Origin of the sequence: Staphylococcus petrasii, assembly GCF_002902565.1 — a bacterium.
Taxonomy (GTDB): domain Bacteria; phylum Bacillota; class Bacilli; order Staphylococcales; family Staphylococcaceae; genus Staphylococcus; species Staphylococcus petrasii.
Map to the genome: position 1 here is coordinate 1 of NZ_PPRC01000009.1, position 21,242 is coordinate 21,242.

Below are 21,242 nucleotides of genomic sequence, written 5' to 3' on the forward strand. Positions count from 1 at the left end.
GAATAAGTATGTTTAATAACTTATTGTATTGTTCTTTTTTTGCAGAATTACAAACTACATTTTCAAAAAAAGTTAAAAAATAAACACGCCTACTCTATGTCTATAAGGAAAGTTAGAGTAAACGCGTTTATGAAGTTAACTGGTTAGTTATCTAAATTACTATTTAATATATCTGAAGCTTGCTGTTTAGAAGAATCATTTGGAATAAAGTACCATAGGCCATCACTTTGAATACCGCCTTGGCCTTCTAATTGATGACGATTTACAGTATTATTGGCATCTTTATAATTACTTCTAATTGCATTCATATCACTTAAAGTTAAGTCTGTAGTTACATTCTTTTGAATTTCTCCTATTAATGAAGGGAAATGTGTCAATGCAGAAGCACTAGTCATTTTATTAGCCATCGCTTGTAATACAAGCTGTTGACGTTCTTGACGACCGAAGTCTCCGCCTGCCCCTTCTTCTTTACGACTTCTGATGAATTCCATAGCCGTTTTACCATCGACATGCGTTTTTTGACCTTTAGTAAACTGTGTACCGTTTACAGTAAATGTATCGTTACTTACTACATCTACGCCACCTAAAGCATCAATCATCTCATGTAGTCCGTCCATATCAACAGTAGCGTAATGGTCCACGGGTACATTCATTAATTTCTCTATAGATTTAACCGCCATTGTTGGTCCGCCATAAGCGTAGGCATGATTAATCTTTTCTGTAGTATTATGTCCTACAATTTGTGCTTGTGTATCACGCGGGATACTTACAATTTCTGTCGTCTTTTTCGCTGGATTTATCGATAACAACATAATTGTGTCACTACGTTCCCCATCATTTGCACTTTTACGTTGGGCGTCTGAATCGACACCAAATAATGCGATTGTAAATGGATCGCCGTTATTTAAGTTGACATTTTTAGAACGTAATTCTGAGTGTTGACGATTTAAAGGGTTATGAATTTTGTCCCCAGTAATGTAAATACTGGCTCCTATGAATATAACTGCTGCAACGGCTAATACAACTAAAATTCCAATTAGCCATAGTAGAATCTTTACGGGCAGGCTCATTTTATTTCGAGTGCTACGCATCCTACCACTCCTATCTTATTTTGTGAAATATATATCTATATCATTATATATTAAAATTATTTATTTTCTATACATCTCAAGTTGTAATTTTCACAAAAATAAGATAAACTGTGTGCTATTTTAAATAACCGCTTCCTTCATTTAAAATAGATAACATTTCTTCATAGCAACCTTTATTACTGATAATAAATGGTCCACCTTTAGCATAGTCTAATGGTCCTCCGTCAAGGCGAGTTATCTTCAAGCCTAGTTGTTTAGCAAATAAGAATTGTACCGAAATATCCCATGGCTTAGGATCCGTATTAAAGTGTGCGCCAAATTGACCTTTAATAACTCGTATTGAATCTAAACCACATGAACCGATATATCTCACACCAAATGCCGCATCATATAGTGCTTTATTGGCACGATCATTAATATATTCAGAGCCAAAAGAAATAACTGCGTCTTCTAATTTTACTTCTTTTGGTGGTTGTAAAGGTTGGTCGTTCATGTAAGCGCCTTGACCTTTAATCGCTTTATAAAGTTTTCTATGTGGATAATCATATATATAGGAAAGTTGTGGTTCTCCATTTTCAAAATAAGCTAAAATAATACAATAATCTTCCTGTTGTTTAACTAAGTTAGCTGTACCGTCAATCGGATCCATAATCCATAAGTGGCCTTCATATGGCTTAATCGAATCATTATTTTTTTCTTCGCCTAACAATTGATGACCAGGAAAATGTTCATTAAGATATTCCTCAAATTGTTGTTGCAATTGTTTATCAACATTTGTTACTAAATCAAAGCGGTCCACTTTAGTGTCTGTAGTCATTTCAGCAATTAAATTAGGTATCACATTGTCTAAATGTTCAAGCCATTGTGCAATGTGTTGATCGATATGTTGAAGTTGGTTTAGTTCCATCTCTTGCACCTCATTTATATTATTTCATTTTATTTTATCTCAAAATCATATTTCTTTATAGATTTAACTGTAGAAATAAAAAAATCGGCTAGTCATCTGCTAGCCGACAAATAGAAAGGAAAGTAAGTAATAAATATTGAAGATGTTTCGATGTAACCCGAACGATTCACAATAAGCTATCTGTTATATAGCTTCTACCCCTTTGTTTGAATTCGTTCTCCCCTGTTACAAATATTATATTAGCATAAAAGTACTATATATGTAAGCGTTTTCCAAATAAAATATGTTTATTTTTACACCTAAAATCTACTAATAGGCATTAAATGTCTTACATCTCAGTCTTATGTTATAATTAATGTAATATGTAATGTCTGCGGGCGGTGAAAATATTGAATAAACAAGAAAGACAAAATCAAATTATTTTAGCTATACAACAAGGACATAAAGTTAAAGCTTCAGAATTAGCGCAACAATTTAATGTCTCAGTGCGTACAATCACTCGAGATATGGCTGAATTAGAGGCAAAAGGTGTTCAACTTTACACTTCTAAAGGCAAACGTGGAGGCTATGCGATTCATAATGCCGAAGAAAGTATTCAACTTAACTTAAATGAACAACAAATCATTGCCTTATTTTTAACTTTAATTGAAAGTAGATCTTATTCAACGTTGCCTTATACTGACTCAATTGAAACCATTATCAACCAATGTCTCAATTTGTCTAATGTTCGACTTCGCCATTCATTAAGACACATGAATGATTTCATCAAATTTGAAGATACTCAGGATATTACATTGCCTAAATTATTCGCTGACATTTTAATTTATAGTAATGAACGTCACGTCATGCTAATTGATTTTCAAGAAGAGGATAAATTTATCGCTGAGAATATTATTTTTATAGGCTTACTTTGTCGCAATGGTACATGGTTAGCTATCATTTATGAAATAGGTTCTGGTCGCACGCGCGAATTACCGGTACTTGATATATATGATATTTCTTATTCTTTTGAAAAAACGATTAAAACTTACGATATTACTATTGATAACTATGCTGAATTTTTAAATCCAGTCGAGGAGGAAGAACAGTAATTTTTCATAATGCGTTTTTCTTACTCGATTGGCCTATTCTTCATCTCCCCGCTTCACTTCCCTCATTTTCCTAAAAGGAGCAACGCAATGACAAACTCTCAACTACCTATTAACTATCAACATAATTTAATAGAATTACTGACACTTATTGAAAAAATAAAATACTACTATTTCATGGAACCAAAACTACTCATTCAAGCTATTGAACAATTTAATATAACTGTGGACGCATATTATTCAGAAGCAACTATACAACAGCAAGAACATAATGCTAATCCCACTATGCCTCTATCTTCCGCTTCTCCCTTTACTACTTATCAAAACTTACTTCATTCACTACACCAACAACCTCTTCACCACTTTCAACAAGGCGAATTGCTCTATGATTTACATGAACGTCATCGTCGTATCTATCAAACTTATATCACTATTCAAAGCATGTTTAACGAATTATAAACATCAGTCTATTTTTGAAAAGGAGCCATCCCCTAACGTAAATTGTCTTTACACTGGCAACACGATATAATGAGGCTAGATTAATGTAACTTAGGAGGCAGCATTATGTTGGGTTTCTCAGTGTACTTAGGTGAGCCGTTAAATAAAGAATATATTTTAAAAATGATAGGCAAAGGTTACCGTTATATATTTACATCTTTACAAATTCCTGAGGAGAATGAAGAAACGAAATTGACATATTTGAGAGAATTATGCCAATTATTACAGGACACGCCTGTAACCTACATTATTGATCTCAATCCTTCTTTACTTAATCAACAACTTTACAGTTTTTTACAACAGTATCCAAATGGGGATTTTGCAATCAGAATAGATGACCATTTAAATATGGCTCTAATGCATGAACTTTACACACATAATTTAAAATGTTGTTTTAATGCTAGCACAATGACTTCAGATATACTTAAATCAATCTACACTCAAGAACATTTACCTGAAATATTATACTGCCATAATTATTATCCGAGACCAGATACTGGCCTATCACTGAGTAGTGTAAAAGAACGTAATCAATTAATTACTCAATATGATAAAGATGCGCAGATTCTTGCTTTTATTCCAGGTACTACACTAAGAGGACCTTTATTCAAAGGTTTACCTACTATAGAACATCATAGATCAACACCTACATTAGTAGCTGCACATTCATTACTTACAATCGGTATCCATCACATTATGATTGGCGATTTAGCTATTAGCGATGATAAAGCTAATGCCTTAGCACAAATGATACTTCATCGCCATTTCGTTATTAGGGTTTCATCTTATTCTTCTGCCTATGCAGAACTCATATTTAGAACACATACATCGCGCATTGATGCTCCGGAGCATCTTATTCGATCCAAAGATTCGAGAGCGATCAACCATCTTACTATTGAACCAGATCATCACCATGACCGCGTGCGCCAGAGAGGTACCATTACAATCGATAACCTTTTAAATCAGCGCTATGAAGGCGAACTTCAAATTATTAAATCAGAGTTGCCTAGTCATCCCAACATTAATCATGTTGCTACTGTTTCATCTGAAGATTTATATATTCTTGATTTGATTCAACCTGGCGACACATTTGAGATTATTTCTGAAAAGGAGGACTGTCTATGGAACACTTAACAACTGAAAGCAGAAATCAGCATACTATGCATTTAGACGAAATGTCTATCGCAGAAGCACTAAATACAATGAATCAAGAGGATCAACAAGTGGCGCAAGCTGTAGCACAAACCTTGCCACAATTACGCGACGTTATTGAACAAACAATCCAACGTTTCCGTAGTCACGGTCGCCTTATTTATATCGGTGCAGGTACAAGTGGTCGCCTGGGCGTATTGGACGCTGCAGAGTGTGTTCCTACATTTAATACTCAACCTACAGAAGTTGTGGGTATTATTGCAGGCGGACAACAAGCGATGACTGAAGCGATAGAAGGTGCGGAAGATAACACTGAAATGGGTGCTCATGATTTACAAGATATTCATTTAACTGAAAAAGATATAGTAATCGGTATTTCAGCGAGCGGTCGTACGCCTTACGTTAAAGGTGCACTTGAATATGCGAATTCATTAAATGCAATGACAGTCGCATTATCATGTAACACTAATAGTGAGATTAGCAAATTAGCACAGTTCCCTCTTGAAGTACCAGTGGGTCCTGAAGTATTAGCTGGCTCAACTCGATTGAAATCTGGTACCGCTCAAAAGCTCGTTCTAAATATGATTTCTACATTAACTATGATTGGCATTGGAAAAGTGTATGATAACTTAATGGTTGATGTAAAACCAACAAATTATAAATTAGAGCAACGTTCTATTCATATTATTGAAGATATTTGTGGCTTGAGTTATGAAGAAGCTTTAGATTTATATGAACAATCTGATTCTAATTTAAAAGTTGCCATTGTAATGAACTTATGTGATACCACTAAAGAAGACGCTAAATTAAGATTATTAAATCACAACGGAGTGATTAAACAAGCTATCAAATCTTAAGGAGGCACTGCGTATGAACAAAGAACAACGACTCGCCCATGACATTTTGGATGCTGTGGGCGGAATTGAAAACGTTAGTAATATTATTCATTGTATGACACGTGTGCGTTTAAAAATTATTGATGATAATAAAATTGATTACACTGAGTTAAAAAAGACCGATGGCGTACTTGGCGTTGTGAAAGATGAACGTCTTCAAGTCGTCGTCGGCCCTGGAACTGTCAATAAAGTTGCACAAGAGATGGCTAAAGTGAGCGGCACTCAATTAGGTGAAGATATCTCTCACGAACAAAACCACAAGCAACGTATTGAACAACAAGCTCAAGAAAATAAAGCTTCTTATACTAATAAACGTAAACAAAGCAAAATGAACCAAGTTTTAAAAACGATTGCTAATATTTTCATTCCTTTAATCCCAGCATTTATTGGTGCTGGTTTAATCGGCGGTATTGCTGCTGTTCTTAATAACTTCATCACTGCTGGTACGATATCTGCTGACTGGGTAAAACAATTGGTTGCGGTATTAAATGTAATTAAAGATGGAATGTTAGCATACTTAGCTATCTTTACTGGCTTTAATGCTGCCAAAGTCTTCGGGGCTACACCAGGTTTAGGTGGCGTTATCGGGGGTACCACATTACTAACAGGAATTACTCCAGAACATCCGATTAAAAATATTTTTACGGGTGACCCTTTACTTGCAGGCCAAGGCGGTATTATCGGGGTTATCCTAGCAGTATGGTTACTAAGCTTGATTGAAAAAAGATTACACAAAGTGGTACCAAATTCAATTGATATAATCGTAACTCCTACTATTTCACTATTAATAATCGGTCTATTAACTATATTTGTTATTATGCCTATTGCTGGCTTTATTTCAGATGGTTTAGTGGGCGTTGTCAATTGGGTCATCGGCGTAGGTGGACCATTTAGTGGCTTTATCATTGGTGCTTTCTTCCTACCACTCGTCATGTTAGGATTGCATCATATTTTCACCCCGATCCACATTGAATTGATTAATCAATCAGGCGCTACATATTTATTACCTATAGCAGCGATGGCTGGTGCTGGACAAGTAGGTGCTGCCCTTGCACTTTGGGTAAGATGTAAAAAGAATACAACTTTACGTAATGCTATTAAAGGTGCTTTACCAGTCGGCTTCTTAGGTATTGGTGAACCACTTATTTATGGGGTTACCCTTCCTTTAGGACGTCCATTTATTACGGCATGTATTGGTGGCGGTATTGGAGGAGCGGTGATTGGAGGTATCGGTCACATTGGTGCTACAGCTATTGGACCTAGTGGTATCTCTTTATTACCTTTAATCGCACATCAAAAATATCTTGGCTATATTATTGGCTTAATCTCTGCCTATATTGGAGGATTTGTGTTCACATATTTCTTCGGTACGACTAAAGAAATGAGAAACTTAGACAAATTAGGTGATTAGATGACAAATATTTTATATATCATTGATGAGAATTATAGTTCATTTTCCAAAAATGAGAAAAAATTATCACGCTTCATATTAAATTCACCACATGCCCTCTTACGAATGTCCAATCAAGAGGTCGCTGAAGAGCTAAACATTAGTGTGTCAACATTGAACCGATTTAGTCAGAAATTGATGAATGCAAGCTTTCAAGTGCTTAGAGATGAATTAAAAACTTTATTCCCAAAACAAGTCACACCTTATAATATAGAACTTGTGAACAACGAACCTGTCGAGACATTGAAAAAGAAACTAAGCGCACGTGCAGAAGAAGCATTAAAGAAAAGTGCGAGATTTACAGACGATAGTACCATTGATAAGATTTGCGAAAAATTTAATCAATCAGAAACGGTTTTTATCTTTGGATACGGCGCTTCTTACGTTTGTGCCACTGATTTGTATCAAAAATTATCACGTGTAGGTTTAAACATTCAACTTATTCAAGAGACACATCTGTTTACAACGATGTTATCGACGCACAGCGATAAAGATTGTGTAGTCTTTATTACTAATAATGGTGAACAAAGCGAATTGCAAGCAATGGCGAAAGTCGTTTCTGACTATCATATCCCTATTATTGCAATTACAAGTTCTGATAATAATCCAGTAGCACGTCAGTCTGACCTTGTGTTAACTTACGGCCACTCTGATGAAAATGATTTACGCATGGGTGCAACAACATCTTTATTCGCACAAATGTTTACAATTGATGTACTATTTTATCGCTACGTCGCGTTGAATTATCAATCTTCATTAGATTATATTACTCAATCAAAAATGGCATTAGATAATTATCGAAAACATTTATCAAATATAGAATTTAAACATTAAGAAAGTATAAAAAGGCGGTGAATAAGATTCACCGCCTTTGATTATTAGATAAATAACTATTTTAAATCAGACTGAAAGAAAACCTTTGTCAATCGAGGAGGCGAAATACGTAACGACGGGAGTTTACTACTGACTAATAGGAACACCTGAGCTAAAGCTCATGTGTAAGTACCACTAACTTCTAAAGAAGAAGTGGTGCTTTAAGGCACGTATAAGCCGACAAAGAGTGAAAAAGTTTGTCTACAGTCTGAAAGGCGGTGAACTCTTGTTCACCGCCTTTCTTGAATAATGTGTTGTTTATAGTTTATTTATATTTTCAGTTTTTTTATTTAACTTTACGTGATGGATCATTTTTGTGGTGTCCACGGATGAAATAGTAAACCGTTACGCCAGCTAAGAAAATGATACCGATAATTACAGATGCTACAGTTTCTTTGTTGAATAACATACCTACAAGTACTACTAATAAGAAAATAATTGTAATAATACTTGCTGGAATACCACCAGGCATTTTGAATGGATGTCCTTCAACTTTTTCAGGGTGTAACTGTCTGAAACGAATATGACTGATTAAAATCATAAACCAAGGAATCATACCTGGTAAAATTGAAGCACTGTATACATATACGAAAATGCTGTCTGCACCTTTAATGAATAAAGGAAGAATAACATTTAATAATGCTCCAATTAAGATACCAATTGCAATGGCTAATACCGGGTAGAATGGTACACCATTTTTCATAACGCGAGTGAAGATTTTAGGCATTTGACCTTTTTGAGCTAATGTATAAATCATACGGCTCGCACTGAAGATACCTGAGTTACAGCCTGATAATGCAGCTGTTAATACTACAAAGTTGATTAAACCTGCTGCGAAAGTGATACCAATTTTAGCAAATGTTGCTACGAATGGGCTACCAATGTTTCCTAATTGATCCCATGGGTAGATAGAAACAATTACAAAAATAGCACCAATATAGAAGATTAAAATACGCCAGATAACACCGTTAACCGCACTTTTAATATTCTTTTGAGGATCTTTAGTTTCCCCTGCAGTAATACCGATTAATTCAACACCTTGGTATGAACCAATAACGATTGATAATGCAAAGAAGAATCCTACAAAACCGTTTGGCATGAAACCACCGTGAGACCATAAATTAGAAATACCAATTGGATGGCCACCGTTACCAATACCAAAGAAGATTAAACCAAAACCTGCAATAATCATTAATAAGATTGTTACTACTTTAATCATTGCAAACCAGAATTCAAATTCACCGAATGCTTTAACAGATGTTAAGTTTGCTGCTAATAAAAGTAATACTGCAATAACACCTGGAATCCAACCTGGTAAATGTGGGAACCAATAGTTCATGTATTCACCAACGGCAATAACTTCACTCATACCTACTACAATCCACTGGAATATATTACTCCATGCTGTCATGTAACCAGCTGCTGGATGGATATAATCACTTGCGAACGTTGCGAAAGATCCAGTAGTTGGATTTAAGTAAATCATTTCCCCCATTGCTCTCATGATTAAAAATAAAAAGATACCTGCGATTAAATACGCAAAGATAACTGAGGGACCAGTCCACTTAATTGTACTAGTTGCTCCCATAAATAAACCAACACCGATAGTCCCACCAAGCGCTATCATTCTAATTTGACGTGCACTTAGCCCCCTATGTAATTCATTGTTATCCATATAAAATAACCCCATCTCTATTTAATCTAAGGTGGAATAGTTTTATTTTTCAGAAAACCTTATTTTTGCTTTCCCTCTTTCCCTAAAAAAACATCCTTTACCTTATTGAAGATATTATACTATAATTTGACAAAATTAAAACAAAAATTTTACAAATTTTTGAAATCGCTTCCATTCCTATCATGATTAGTGTTTGCAAATTTTCAAAAACGTTGATTTTACGCCTTTTTAACGCTTTAAAGCGAGTTACTTTTTACATATTTTTTTATTGGAAAATTTCACTTTTTTAAAATATTACTATTGCTTAGTTAAATTTAATGTTAATTTTTTTAACAATTAGATATATCGATTTCGTTAAAATAGAATATGTTATACTCTTCATAGATTAATTAAGGGAGCATATTAAAATGCAAACATTAGTAAAAAAGAGTGCTACATTATCAGTATTCTTTGGTATTATATTTTTCTTATTAAATTATTTTTCAGCTAAACATGATACAATAAGTCCTTTGCTTATTAGAACATTATTAGCAACGTTAACTTTTTTTGTACTATATATTATTGTTTTTTCAATTTTTAATTCTGATGCGTGCAAGATTAAGTTTGGAATAACAATACCTATTTCAATAGTCATTTTCTTAATTATTGGTGCATTATTTTTCACTATTCAAATTGGTGTGATAATCGGATTAATTGTAGGTCTTATTGCTGGATTTATATGGGAGTTCATTGAAAAAAGAAATGGAGGTATGCATTAATGTCGGTTATGATAGGTATCGTTTTAATCATAGTGTTATTATTGCTTAGTTTAATTCCAAACTATAAAGCAATGAAACAAGCTCAATCTCAAGGAGTAAAAAGTACACGTTTTACTATAATGGTAGGTGTTGATTTAATACTGATTGTACTATTAGTAGTCACTATTATTTTAAAATTAATTATTTAAACCAAATATTAAAAGCCTTAACGTCATTTCATATGTGTACGAAATGATGTTAAGGCTTATCTTTTAAATTCTACCTTGTAATAGCAGAAAATAACCTATCGTTGCTAAAATCAAATAAATAATAGTACCAACTATAAATGAACGAAGTTGTACTTTAAACGGAATATGCTTACTAAATATAGGTCCTAACACTAAATTACCAATACCAATAATAATGGGTCCGGCTAAGAAGAATAAGATAATTTGCCAAGACATATATCCTTACTCCTTATCCTTTTCAAAAAAGCGAGAAATAATTTCATCAAAATTTAAATCTTTACCCACATATGGAATAGATGAAAAATCTTGCGCTTCAGTCATTTCATTTGTATTAATAATCACATCAAGACCTGCATTTGTAGCCCCTGTGGCACCATTAGCTGAATCTTCGATAGCTAAACAATGCGCTGGTGAATAATTAAGCTGTTGGACTGCAGTTAAATATAATTCTGGATCTGGTTTCACCGCTTCTACATCTTCACGTCCAACAATTACATCAATATACTCATCTAATCCTAACTTTTGCACAGTAGGCAAAATATCTTTTTTATAACTGCTTGTCGCTATCGCCATAGGAATATGACGTTGTTTTAAATACGCCATTAACTTAGCGATGGTTTCTATCATTTCAAGTTCATGACTTGTTTGATTGTGTTCATCGTAAATTTTTTGTTTATTATCTTGTCCTATTTGTGTTTCAAGATAATCATGCAATCCCTGTGCATGCCCACCAATATGACTACGATAAAATTCTAATGTCACAGGTTCAACTTGATGATGGTTTAAATGTTTATTAATGATTTCAAATAAGTGTTTTTCTGTATCAATAATGGTGCCATCGAAATCGAATACGACTGCTTTATACATATGATTGCTCCTTTAAACTTTACAATTATAATTAAGTTTAACATATGCAATTAGCCAGTTCATGCTTCATTTTCCGAAAATTAAAAAACAAAACTTAAGATTATTAAAAATCTGAAAATTTAAATAATTGTTGTGTAATTATACTTAAACGTTTAAATATGGTTAAGATTATATTACAAAAGAATTAAATTAAAGTTCGTTCGAAAGTCCTAGTGATAATATTCAAAAAGAGTGATACAATCAGTGTGTATTAATGAACGGCGTACGATTATTTAAGTCTTTATAGCTAAATGCGTTCTACATATAATAAAAAAATCAGGAGGTCATTGCATGTTGTTAGATAAATTCGAAACTTACATTATCAACATTGTAGGTTTGAAATCTAGATCAACTAGAAAAAATTTAATCAAAGTTTGCAAAGATGTTAAGTTTTGCGACTCTTTCCAATACTCTATTATTAAACACAATAATATCCCAGCTTTAGAAGTAAGCTTGCCTAAACAACAGCTTCCCTACTTCATTAGCTTTTTAAGTTTTTATCAATTCTCAATTTACCAAATTCTTTCACCTAAGCGTTTAAATACGCTATTAGATTCAGAGCAATCTTATCAATCTTCTAAACGATTTGATGTCGCTATTGATGGCCTCCAAGATGCATTTATTAAAGATAAAGTAATTGATATTATGACTTATTTCTCAAATCACTTCGATATTAAATATACATTGAACAATAACTGCGCAAGTGTATGTTGCCCGCCTGAAGTTTTCACTAAATTATTACAAACTATTGCTTGCCGCAATATTGATATTTTATCAGCTACGTATAAAACACATGTGATGCATAAAGCAAACATTTCGTAATAAAAGAAACACACTAAAAAGCGTACATGACCATGGCATAAAGTAATTGATTAAATTGAAAAGACAATTTCTATTAAATGATATAGAAATTGTCTTTTTTTAATTTCAAATGTAAACTTACAAATGAATAAATTATATTTTGGCGAGACTCTTATGATATTTATTAATGAACATAAATAAGTTCTAAGATAGATTACGAAGTGTAGTTGTGAAGACTCCTAGGGGAGCAGTGCTAGTCGAAGACTACAGGCTGAGACAGCACCCCTGGAAAGCGAAACAACTAAAACGAGTAAGCATCTATCTAAGAACTGCTTTACAAGACCAAGGCTCGCCCCAGCCCCCTAGGCAAGCATCTCAACTTAAATGCTATAACAATCCATCTAAGAACTACTTTAGATACGAAGTAATTATAAATTAAATAGCCAGTAAATGAACTTATAAAATCATTTACTGGCTATTTTTCTATTTAAAATACTTTGACTTATTTTTTATCATTTTCATCATAAACAAGATGTTCAAATGCTTCACGTACTTGAGGTACTGTCATACCTACTACAACTTGTACGTTTTTACCACTTTTCACTAAACCATGTGCCATTTGATCATGAGTAAAGTAACCACTATCTTCAACTTTAGATTCATCATTTACTGTTAAGCGTAGACGTGTTGTACAGTTAGTCACGTCTTTAATGTTTTCTTTTCCGCCTAAACCTTCTAAATAGTAGTGTGCTTTCGCTTCATATTCATTGCTTGGCGTGAAACCTGAATTATCAGTATTTCCTTCACCTTTTTTCTCTTTGTAATCTTTCTTAGAGAATAGTTTAACTTCTTCTTCAGCACGACGACCCGGTAATGGAATGTCAAATTTCAAGATTAAGAATCTAAATACGAAGAAGTAAATGGCTGAGAAGATTAAACCAATAACAACTTGTGCGACATAAGTCATCCAATGATTTTGACCTAATGGAATCCAGTTAGTAGCGATGAAATCTAGTAAACCGCCACCCATGTTACCTACCACACCAAAGCCATACATAATTGTATCCATTGTTGCTGCTAATAAAGCATGGATAACAAATAAATATGGTGCGATGAATAAGAATGTAAATTCTAAAGGTTCAGTGATACCTACTACTACAGCAGTTAAAGTTGCTGGTACTAATAATGCTGCCACTTTTTTACGATTCTCTTTAGGTGTTGTTGAGTACATTGCTAAAGCAATACCAATAGCACCGAATACTTTACCGTTACCTTGTAACATGAATCCGTAATGGAATTGATCTTTTAATGGTTTGCTACTTTCAGCAAATTGATTTAAGTGTCTGAACCATTCTGCTTTTAAGCCATCTTTAGCTACAACTGGTCCAACCTCAATTGGTGCATAAATAAAGTGATGTAATCCAGTTGGAATTAATACACGTTCTAAGAAGTGATATAACCATACGCCAATATAACCTGATGCGATGATAAAGTGTTGCATTGATTCAATACCACTTTGAATTGTTGGCCATACAATACAAGTAATTGCAGCAATTGGTAACATTACAAAGAATGAAATCGTTACTACAAATGTTAAACCTTGGAATACGCCTAACATTTCAGGTAATTTTTTACTGTAATATCTATTATGTATCCAAGTCACAATCGCTGAAATAATGATACCACCTAAGATATTTGTATCTAATGTTGGAATACCAGCAATTGCTTTTAACCCAGTTACATTTTCAACGCCTTTTTCTAAGTTAGCCCCAAATGTATGTGGCCATTGAGTTAAAATCGCGTTGATAAATGTATTGAACATTAAGTATCCCATTAATGCTGCTAACGCCGCATGTCCTGGTGCTTTTTTAGCTAGTGATAATGGTAAACCAACTACAAAGACGATTTCCATGTGATTGAAGATGACCCAACCACCTGATTCAATCACTGACCAGAATTTGAACCAGAATGTATGTTGATCAGCTAATCCACCCATAATTGTTGGGTTTTTAAATAATGTTGCAAATCCTAATACAATCCCAAAAAATGCAAACATTAATACTGGAACGATCATTGCGCTCCCAAAACGTTTAATAGCATTCATATTTTTACCCCCATATCTTTCCAATCTATGTTGTTTAACTAATTAATATGTAAAGCGTTTTCTTAATAACTTAGTTTAATATTATAGTAAACGCTTTCATATATACAACGCCGTTGACTGATTTTGAAATATTTTTGTATAATCAGTTTATGTTTTCTATGAGTGAAAATATTTTCAGAAAGAATTAGAGGTGTGATTGTGCTATTAGATGAAAGAGTAAATGCTAATTTCGATAAACTAAATGATAATGACCTCCAAATTGCACATTTCGTTAATACCAATATCAATAAATGTAAGACTTTAAAAATTCATGAACTTTCTCAATATACGCATGCATCCAATGCTACGATTCATCGTTTTACGCGTAAACTCGGTTTCGATGGCTATAGTGATTTCAAATCGTATTTAAAATTTGAAAGTGAATCGTTGAGCCAATTGCCAACGGATTCTATGGATGCGTTTAAACAAGAAATTGAAACCACATTTAATTATTTAGATCGCGTTGATTTTAAATTGTTAACAGATAAAATTAATCACGCCTCTACTGTTTATTTATATGGCACGGGGCGCGCTCAGAAAAATGTCGCTGAAGAAGCACAACGAATTTTATTAACGATGCACAAAAATATTATCGTGTTACACGATGAACATGAAATTAAAATGGTGCTTAACCGTTCAGTAGATGAAGATTTGTTCTTTATCATTTCTTTATCTGGTGAAACATCTCAGCTTACTGACGTAACGAATTTACTTCAACTTCGTCAAAAATATTTCATTTCTGTGACTACTATGAAAGATAACACGCTTGCACAACATGCCAATTATAATGTTTATGTCGCAAGTAATACATTCTATTTATACGATGGCACAGATTATTCTAGTTTCATCAATTATCATATCTTCTTTGAAACACTATTACGTAAATATAATGAACGCAAAGAGAAAGGCGAACTAGCGTAAACTAAACTCGCCCACTACATAAAAAAAGCGTCGAATAGCTATTCTATTCGGCGCTTATTGATTACAATTATAATAGTTCATTATCTTCAACGTACTGATGTAGAACTTCATGCATTTTATCAAACATAAGTTCTAGACCATGTACAGTTGCATCGTGATATTCTTTTTTCTTTTGTTTGTATTCTAATGTTGTAAGGCGTCTTTCTTTTTCCACTAAAGATTGATAGAAGAAGAACATTTGCGTACCGCCAGATTCACGTTCTTCAAACTCCACTTCAATGACGTCTTCATGGTCACTAAGTTCTGGCATACCAATTGTCATTTTAATGTACTCATTGTCCACTAATTCTTGATAAGTACCTTGAATAATATTTTGTTTACCATTACGTGCATCTACAATACGGTACGAACCGCCTTCATGCATTTCCACATCAAACGCTTTATTATTTCGTTGAGATGTCATAAACCATTGTTTTAATAAATCCACATCCGTCCATGCTTTATATACTAATTCTGGTGAATATTTTAATAAGCGTTCAATATGAATTTCAACATGTTCGTTTTCCACGTTATACTTTGCCACTTGCTTCACCTACTTTCACTCTTATTCTTATTTTAACGCATTTATAAATAGTACCAAACTTTCAACTATTGAAATGTGTAAATTATTTGTTTTTCATTTTCGAAAATTAAAAAATAAACCAGCTCGCCATAATAATTACGTTAAGCTTTAGGTTTAACTCTTGGATAGCGCACAATAATAGCAACGACACCACATACGCCTAACATAATTGAATAAATACAATAAGGCATCACACTAAATGGCGACACACTTGCTACGGCAGCAGCGGCAATGACTTGAGGACTGTAAGGTAAGAAACCTTGGAAACAGCCTGCAAAGATATCAAGTAAACTAGCCGATTTACGAGGGTCAACATCGTATTCATCAGCAATATTCTTCGCTAATGGACCAGCCATAATAATCGAAATCGTATTATTTGCTGTCGCAATGTCCGCTGCACTTACTAAGCCAGCGATACCGAACTCAGCGCCACGTTTAGACTTAACTTTCGATCTTACAAAGTTAAGTAACCAGTCAACGCCCCCATTATGTTGAATAATACCAACTAGGCCGCCAATAAGTAAAGCAATAATCGCAATGTCTTCCATACTCATAAGACCTTCAGACACTGCTTTTAATAAACCTTGCCAACCAAACGAACCGTCTATAAGTCCGATAATACCTGACAGTAATGTACCACCAATTAATACAATGATAACATTAACGCCTACTAGCGCTAAGATTAAGACTAAAACGTAAGGAATGACTTTCACTAAATTGTAGTCATAGCTTTTTGAGTGATCAATGGTTATACCATTCGTTAAGAAGAAAAGCACAATAATTGTTAAAATAGCACCTGGTAACACAATCCAGAAATTCACCTTAAACTTATCGCTCATTTTAGTTTTTTGCGTGCGGACTGCCGCAATCGTTGTATCTGAAATCATTGATAAGTTATCGCCGAACATCGCGCCACCTACTACAGTACCCATCGCTAACGCAGCAGAAATATCAGTCGCTTGCGCAAAGCCAAAACCAACAGGAGCGATGGCTGCTACGGTACCAACAGAAGTTCCCATTGAGATAGAAACAAACATACATATAATAAATAATCCTACAATGATTAAATTTTGAGGAATTAGGGATAAACCTAAATTAACTGTAGACGTTACGCCACCCATTTTTTCAGTGGTCGTTGAAAAGGCGCCGGCAAGAATAAATATAAATACCATTAAAATGATATTAGAATGGCCTGCCCCTTTCGTGAAAATCTCAACCTTGTCTACAAATTTTTCTTTTCTATTCATTAATAAAGCAACAATAACCGTAATCGTTATCGCCACGTTAAGAGGCATACTTGTAAAATCACCTGTAATAGTACCTACGCCTAAGAATAAAGCTATAAATAATACCAAAGGAAGTAATGCCCAGGCATTGCCTTTCTTCCTATCTTCCATATTTGACCTACTTTCTATAATCTGACATCAATTTAACTTTAAAATTACAAGAATACTAAATTTACGTCAACCTATTTTCATGAAAATTACATAAATTAGCCTCAAATAATAGCGTTATGTATGTATTAGCACGGAGAAAAGCGAATTGCCCACCAAATAGCTTCGCTCAGTCTTTTTAATTTAAAAAAGCGAGAGTCTAAACCACTCTCGCGTTAACTTAAACTATATTAATTAGTCGATTTGAATACCGCCTGTCACACCAAATACTTGGCCAGTTGTATAACTTGAATCTTCAGAAGCAAGCAATACATACGTACCAGATAATTCAACAGGTTGACCTGCTCTACCTAATGGTGTATCTTGACCAAATTTAGGAATAGCAGACTGCGGTTGACCACCAATAATTTGTAATGGTGACCAGAATGGACCTGGCGCTACACAATTCACACGAATACCTTTCTCTCCTAATTGTTCAGAGAAACTTTTCGTTAATGAAATAATCGCAGCTTTAGATGCCGCATAATCATGAATAAGTGGATTTGGATTATATCCTTGCACAGATGACGTTGTCGTAATTGAAGCACCTGGTTGTAAATAATCCAACGCTTTTTGTACTGTCCAGAAGACTGGATACACATTTGTTTCAAATGTTTCTTTAAATGATTCAGTATCAAAGTCTTTTAAATCATCGTGATAGATTTGATGTCCCGCTACTAACGTCACATTATCTAATCCGCCAAGCTCATTGTAAGCTTGTTCCACTAAATCATAGTTAAATTGTTCATCACGTACATCACCAGGAATAAGCACCGCTTTACGGCCTGCTTTCTCAATCACTGCCTTAACTTCCTGAGCATCTTGTTCCTCACTAGGAAGATAATTAATTGCTACATCAGCGCCCTCTTTCGCGTACGCAATCGCAGCTGCACGTCCAATCGCTGAATCACCGCCTGTCACAAGCATCTTATAATCTTGTAAACGACCGTGACCTACATAAGATTCCTCGCCACAATCAGGTTGCGGAGTTAGCTCAGATTGTAAACCTGGCACCTCTTGTTCCTGTTTCTCAAAGTCTGACGTCTTGAATTTATTTCTTGGATCTTGTGCACCCATGTTAAATCATCTCCTATAGAATAATCACTCACTATTTACCCAACTTCATAGCACTGTTAATCATTCTTTTTGAAAATGCAGAACCAAACAGCCCTCGAAAACGTATTATTCTATACCAATACACACCTCTTATGCATACTCAGCAAGTAATTGATGAATCAACATAATAAAGTACTCAGGCACCTTTTCCAAAATACGTTCATCAGGATCATATTTAGGATGATGTAAGTCATACTCACTATTAGAGCCAATAAACGCAAAAACACCAGGATGATTAGCCAATAATCCTGAAAAATCTTCACCAATAGTATAAGGCGTATCTAATTCAATGACGTTGTAACCGACCTTCTTAGCCGCTTCTTTCGCCTGTTCAGTTAATTCTTCATCATTAATCACTGCCTGAGGTAAATGCGTATAAACTAACTCAATCTCTACATTGAATACTTGTTCAAGTCCTTTCGCAATATCAGTCATACGTTGTTTAATTTGTTTTTGAATTTCAGGTTTGAATGAACGCACTGTACCTTGAACGTATGCATTATCAGCAATGACATTCCACGTATTACCTGATGATACTTCGCCAATCGTCACAACGGCACTATCGAAAGCCGATAAATTACGACTCACTATCGTTTGTAAACTAGTAATCAGTTGTCCTAATACCATAACTGGATCATTACCTTGTTCTGGTTTCGCAGCATGCGCTCCTTTTCCACGAATCTTAAATTCAAAACGGTCTACCGCTGACGTAATAGGACCTGATTTAATCGCAAATTCCCCTATATCTAAAGTAGGATAATTATGGAAACCGACAATCGCTTTCACATCATCTAATACATTAGTTTCCGCCATAGCTAATGCTCCCGTACCTACTTCTTCAGCAGGTTGGAATAAGAATTTCACTCGCCCTTTTAAATCAGATTCTTGTGCTTTTAACTTTGTCGCTACTGCTAAAATACTTGCCATATGAATATCATGACCACAAGCATGCATAGCACCCTCATTTGAAGATGTAAAATCATGGTCTACTTGTTCATTGATAGGTAGCGCATCTATATCTGTACGCACTGCAATACAAGGTTCACCTTCACCCATTTCTGCTACAAACCCTGTTTCAAGTGGGATATCAATAATTTTAATATCGTATTCCTTTAATATTTCTTTTAAGCGTTTTGTTGTTTCAAATTCATTATTAGATACTTCCGGATATTGATGAAATAAACGACGCCATTTAACGAAATCTTTATATTCAGTCATACCGTGCTTCGTCCTCCTTTTCTCAAAATAAATTGAACAATATAGTAAACGATAGTGCCTGCTACAACACCAATTGCTAAGTTATGCGTGCTAAGAATTAAAATAATTGTAAATAACATCACGAAGGTGCGCGTGATAGGTGCTTCGCGCAAATGCTTGAATGTCCGGCGATCAAAGGTGTTAAGTGAAATGGTGATTAAGACGGAAGCTAGTACCGCCATAGGAATCAACCCGACAATAGGCGCTAAAATAAAAATACAAGATAGCAAGAGTAAACCTGTGATTAAAGTTGCTAAACGCGTAGTTGCACCCATTCTGTGATTAAACTTCGATTGACCTACAAGTGCACTACCACCATACCCGCCAAACAGACCAACTAACACGTTTGCTATTCCTTGGGCAACAACTTCCTTATCTTTATCGGTAGGACTTTGGGTAATCACATTCATCATTTCATTCGTTAAATTGGTTTGAACTACTGAAATAATAGCCATAGTCAAAGCGTATAAGATGATGACGCTTAACGCATGAAAATGAAATAACTCAGTGGGTAAAGCAAACTTCGGTATAGCAATATGGATATCTGCTAAGTCATGTACCAACTGAACATGAGGCTTAATTATATAACTGCCTACCGATACAAGAATGATTGCAATTAACGGCGCTGGAATACCCCGAATAAGTTTAGAAGATAAAAAGATAATTGCAAACGTAGCAATAGCGACGATGTAAGTTGCCACAGAAATACCAAATATGTACTTAATTTGTGTCGTTAATAATAAAATACCTAAAGCATTCATAAATCCCATAACTACAGTGTCCGGTATCAACTTTAATACTTTATCTATGTGACATAATCCAAATATAAAAAGTATTATCCCCATTACAATAGTTGCGGCAATTAGGTAATGCACATTATAGTGTTCAACTAAAGGTGCACCTACAATTGAAATGCCACTACTTGGCCCAGATACCATACTCAAACGTACACCTAAAAAACTAATAAAAAATAGCATTAACCCACAGCTCATGATACCGATAGTCGGACTTACATGAACGATAAAAGAAAATGCGATAGTTGTAGGAAGTAAGGCTAGACCCATTAATATACCTACCATAATATTCTGCGATATGTCTTGATTCCATTGTTGTATATAATTATGAGTTTTAAATGACATAGTCCCCCACTCCCTTTTCACTAGTATCTTACCATAATTGTCAAACTTTTCTCACAATTACTGCTTGCATTACGCTGATATTAAAAAAGTCACCCTTCCACATAAGAGCGACTGAAATTAAATATAATAAATAATATTTTAGCTAGAGTTATCTAGAGTTATAACGAAGCAAAAATGTAAAGTACCTAAATGTTCAAACACTTACGTAAGTAGTTCTAAGATGAATAACGAATGATGTTGCGCGACTCTTGGCGGAAAAGAAAGAGCTTAAGACTACAGGCTTAAGCCT

The 21,242-nt window shown here is 34.4% G+C and carries 21 protein-coding genes; 10 read left to right on the forward strand and 11 right to left on the reverse strand.

The features are described 5' to 3' along the window. Positions 1-143 precede the first annotated feature (143 nt). Both CD127_RS01890 and CD127_RS01895 read right to left on the reverse strand, forming a co-directional pair. A complete protein-coding gene (locus CD127_RS01890) occupies positions 144-1,091 on the reverse strand; it encodes an LCP family glycopolymer transferase (protein ID WP_103365542.1) in 948 nt (315 codons plus the stop codon). Positions 1,092-1,206: 115 nt separating this feature from the next. After that, positions 1,207-1,998 carry an inositol monophosphatase family protein gene (locus tag CD127_RS01895; RefSeq protein WP_103365543.1) on the reverse strand — a complete coding sequence of 264 codons (792 nt, stop codon included), beginning with the start codon at positions 1,996-1,998 and terminating at the stop codon, positions 1,207-1,209. Positions 1,999-2,387: 389 nt separating this feature from the next. Here CD127_RS01895 and CD127_RS01900 point away from each other — a divergent pair, with 389 nt between their 5' ends. The 6 genes from CD127_RS01900 to CD127_RS01925 all read left to right on the forward strand — a co-directional run bounded on the left by CD127_RS01900 (position 2,388) and on the right by CD127_RS01925 (position 7,916). Further along, complete coding sequence (locus CD127_RS01900) at positions 2,388-3,089, forward strand: helix-turn-helix transcriptional regulator (RefSeq protein WP_103365544.1); 702 nt, start codon at positions 2,388-2,390, stop codon at positions 3,087-3,089. A gap of 87 nt (positions 3,090-3,176) precedes the next feature. Further along, positions 3,177-3,545: a hypothetical protein gene (locus tag CD127_RS01905; RefSeq protein WP_103365545.1), complete on the forward strand. Its 369-nt coding sequence runs from the start codon at positions 3,177-3,179 to the stop codon at positions 3,543-3,545. 105 nt (positions 3,546-3,650) lie between these two features. After that, positions 3,651-4,718: a MupG family TIM beta-alpha barrel fold protein gene (locus CD127_RS01910; protein ID WP_103365546.1), complete on the forward strand. Its 1,068-nt coding sequence runs from the start codon at positions 3,651-3,653 to the stop codon at positions 4,716-4,718. Beyond that, positions 4,706-5,593 carry an N-acetylmuramic acid 6-phosphate etherase gene (murQ, locus tag CD127_RS01915; RefSeq protein ID WP_103365547.1) on the forward strand — a complete coding sequence of 296 codons (888 nt, stop codon included), beginning with the start codon at positions 4,706-4,708 and terminating at the stop codon, positions 5,591-5,593. Before CD127_RS01910 ends, murQ begins: the two co-directional genes overlap by 13 nt. Before the next feature lie 13 nt (positions 5,594-5,606). Further along, positions 5,607-7,043, forward strand: a complete 1,437-nt coding sequence (locus CD127_RS01920) for a PTS transporter subunit EIIC (protein WP_103365548.1) — start codon at positions 5,607-5,609, stop codon at positions 7,041-7,043. After that, positions 7,044-7,916: a MurR/RpiR family transcriptional regulator gene (locus CD127_RS01925; protein WP_103365549.1), complete on the forward strand. Its 873-nt coding sequence runs from the start codon at positions 7,044-7,046 to the stop codon at positions 7,914-7,916. Between the two features lie 325 nt (positions 7,917-8,241). On the opposite strand, the gene CD127_RS01930 is transcribed toward CD127_RS01925, so the two are convergent. Beyond that, entirely contained in the window at positions 8,242-9,630 is a 1,389-nt protein-coding gene (locus CD127_RS01930; protein WP_103365550.1) for an amino acid permease, read from the reverse strand. A gap of 407 nt (positions 9,631-10,037) precedes the next feature. Between CD127_RS01930 and CD127_RS01935 the strand changes: the two genes are divergently transcribed. Next, a complete protein-coding gene (locus CD127_RS01935) occupies positions 10,038-10,388 on the forward strand; it encodes a hypothetical protein (protein WP_103365551.1) in 351 nt (116 codons plus the stop codon). Next, on the forward strand, positions 10,388-10,576 hold the full coding sequence (locus CD127_RS01940) for a hypothetical protein (RefSeq protein WP_103298632.1): 189 nt from the start codon (positions 10,388-10,390) through the stop codon (positions 10,574-10,576). Before CD127_RS01935 ends, CD127_RS01940 begins: the two co-directional genes overlap by 1 nt. Positions 10,577-10,639: 63 nt before the next feature. On the opposite strand, the gene CD127_RS01945 is transcribed toward CD127_RS01940, so the two are convergent. Together CD127_RS01945 and CD127_RS01950 are read right to left on the reverse strand one after the other, a co-directional pair. After that, positions 10,640-10,831 (reverse strand): hypothetical protein, encoded by a 192-nt coding sequence (locus CD127_RS01945; RefSeq protein ID WP_103365552.1) that lies wholly within the window; start codon positions 10,829-10,831, stop codon positions 10,640-10,642. A gap of 6 nt (positions 10,832-10,837) precedes the next feature. Further along, positions 10,838-11,482, reverse strand: coding sequence for an HAD family hydrolase (locus tag CD127_RS01950; RefSeq protein ID WP_103365553.1), 645 nt, complete (start codon positions 11,480-11,482; stop codon positions 10,838-10,840). Positions 11,483-11,812: 330 nt separating this feature from the next. On the opposite strand from CD127_RS01950, the gene CD127_RS01955 reads away from it, so the two are divergent. Further along, a complete protein-coding gene (locus CD127_RS01955; protein WP_103298629.1) occupies positions 11,813-12,343 on the forward strand; it encodes a hypothetical protein in 531 nt (176 codons plus the stop codon). A gap of 481 nt (positions 12,344-12,824) precedes the next feature. On the opposite strand, the gene CD127_RS01960 is transcribed toward CD127_RS01955, so the two are convergent. After that, positions 12,825-14,426 carry an alpha-glucoside-specific PTS transporter subunit IIBC gene (locus CD127_RS01960; protein WP_103365554.1) on the reverse strand — a complete coding sequence of 534 codons (1,602 nt, stop codon included), beginning with the start codon at positions 14,424-14,426 and terminating at the stop codon, positions 12,825-12,827. 198 nt (positions 14,427-14,624) lie between these two features. On the opposite strand from CD127_RS01960, the gene CD127_RS01965 reads away from it, so the two are divergent. After that, positions 14,625-15,386 carry a MurR/RpiR family transcriptional regulator gene (locus CD127_RS01965; protein WP_103298627.1) on the forward strand — a complete coding sequence of 254 codons (762 nt, stop codon included), beginning with the start codon at positions 14,625-14,627 and terminating at the stop codon, positions 15,384-15,386. 67 nt (positions 15,387-15,453) lie between these two features. Here the strand turns inward: CD127_RS01965 and CD127_RS01970 are convergent, their stop codons facing one another. From CD127_RS01970 to CD127_RS01990, 5 genes are all read right to left on the reverse strand, one after another. After that, positions 15,454-15,969 carry an SRPBCC family protein gene (locus CD127_RS01970; RefSeq protein WP_103365595.1) on the reverse strand — a complete coding sequence of 172 codons (516 nt, stop codon included), beginning with the start codon at positions 15,967-15,969 and terminating at the stop codon, positions 15,454-15,456. A gap of 140 nt (positions 15,970-16,109) precedes the next feature. After that, entirely contained in the window at positions 16,110-17,405 is a 1,296-nt protein-coding gene (locus CD127_RS01975) for a Na+/H+ antiporter NhaC family protein (protein WP_103298626.1), read from the reverse strand. A gap of 231 nt (positions 17,406-17,636) precedes the next feature. Continuing rightward, positions 17,637-18,518, reverse strand: coding sequence for an SDR family oxidoreductase (locus CD127_RS01980; RefSeq protein ID WP_103365555.1), 882 nt, complete (start codon positions 18,516-18,518; stop codon positions 17,637-17,639). 129 nt (positions 18,519-18,647) lie between these two features. Beyond that, entirely contained in the window at positions 18,648-19,775 is a 1,128-nt protein-coding gene (locus CD127_RS01985; RefSeq protein WP_103365556.1) for an amidohydrolase, read from the reverse strand. Next, positions 19,772-20,953, reverse strand: coding sequence for a SulP family inorganic anion transporter (locus CD127_RS01990; RefSeq protein ID WP_103365557.1), 1,182 nt, complete (start codon positions 20,951-20,953; stop codon positions 19,772-19,774). Before CD127_RS01990 ends, CD127_RS01985 begins: the two co-directional genes overlap by 4 nt. Positions 20,954-21,242: the final 289 nt, after the last annotated feature.

Bases quoted from the DNA above. Each gene is read 5' to 3' on its own strand.
- CD127_RS01930 (WP_103365550.1), bottom strand. From the start codon at position 9,630: ATGGATAACAATGAATTACATAGGGGGCTAAGTGCACGTCAAATTAGA.
- CD127_RS01960 (WP_103365554.1), bottom strand. From the start codon at position 14,426: ATGAATGCTATTAAACGTTTTGGGAGCGCAATGATCGTTCCAGTATTA.
- CD127_RS01935 (WP_103365551.1), top strand. From the start codon at position 10,038: ATGCAAACATTAGTAAAAAAGAGTGCTACATTATCAGTATTCTTTGGT.
- CD127_RS01945 (WP_103365552.1), bottom strand. From the start codon at position 10,831: ATGTCTTGGCAAATTATCTTATTCTTCTTAGCCGGACCCATTATTATT.
- CD127_RS01950 (WP_103365553.1), bottom strand. From the start codon at position 11,482: ATGTATAAAGCAGTCGTATTCGATTTCGATGGCACCATTATTGATACA.
- murQ (WP_103365547.1), top strand. From the start codon at position 4,706: ATGGAACACTTAACAACTGAAAGCAGAAATCAGCATACTATGCATTTA.
- CD127_RS01985 (WP_103365556.1), bottom strand. From the start codon at position 19,775: ATGACTGAATATAAAGATTTCGTTAAATGGCGTCGTTTATTTCATCAA.
- CD127_RS01940 (WP_103298632.1), top strand. From the start codon at position 10,388: ATGTCGGTTATGATAGGTATCGTTTTAATCATAGTGTTATTATTGCTT.
- CD127_RS01955 (WP_103298629.1), top strand. From the start codon at position 11,813: ATGTTGTTAGATAAATTCGAAACTTACATTATCAACATTGTAGGTTTG.
- CD127_RS01910 (WP_103365546.1), top strand. From the start codon at position 3,651: ATGTTGGGTTTCTCAGTGTACTTAGGTGAGCCGTTAAATAAAGAATAT.
- CD127_RS01990 (WP_103365557.1), bottom strand. From the start codon at position 20,953: ATGTCATTTAAAACTCATAATTATATACAACAATGGAATCAAGACATA.
- CD127_RS01895 (WP_103365543.1), bottom strand. From the start codon at position 1,998: ATGGAACTAAACCAACTTCAACATATCGATCAACACATTGCACAATGG.
- CD127_RS01905 (WP_103365545.1), top strand. From the start codon at position 3,177: ATGACAAACTCTCAACTACCTATTAACTATCAACATAATTTAATAGAA.
- CD127_RS01980 (WP_103365555.1), bottom strand. From the start codon at position 18,518: ATGGGTGCACAAGATCCAAGAAATAAATTCAAGACGTCAGACTTTGAG.
- CD127_RS01890 (WP_103365542.1), bottom strand. From the start codon at position 1,091: ATGCGTAGCACTCGAAATAAAATGAGCCTGCCCGTAAAGATTCTACTA.
- CD127_RS01975 (WP_103298626.1), bottom strand. From the start codon at position 17,405: ATGGAAGATAGGAAGAAAGGCAATGCCTGGGCATTACTTCCTTTGGTA.
- CD127_RS01925 (WP_103365549.1), top strand. From the start codon at position 7,044: ATGACAAATATTTTATATATCATTGATGAGAATTATAGTTCATTTTCC.
- CD127_RS01920 (WP_103365548.1), top strand. From the start codon at position 5,607: ATGAACAAAGAACAACGACTCGCCCATGACATTTTGGATGCTGTGGGC.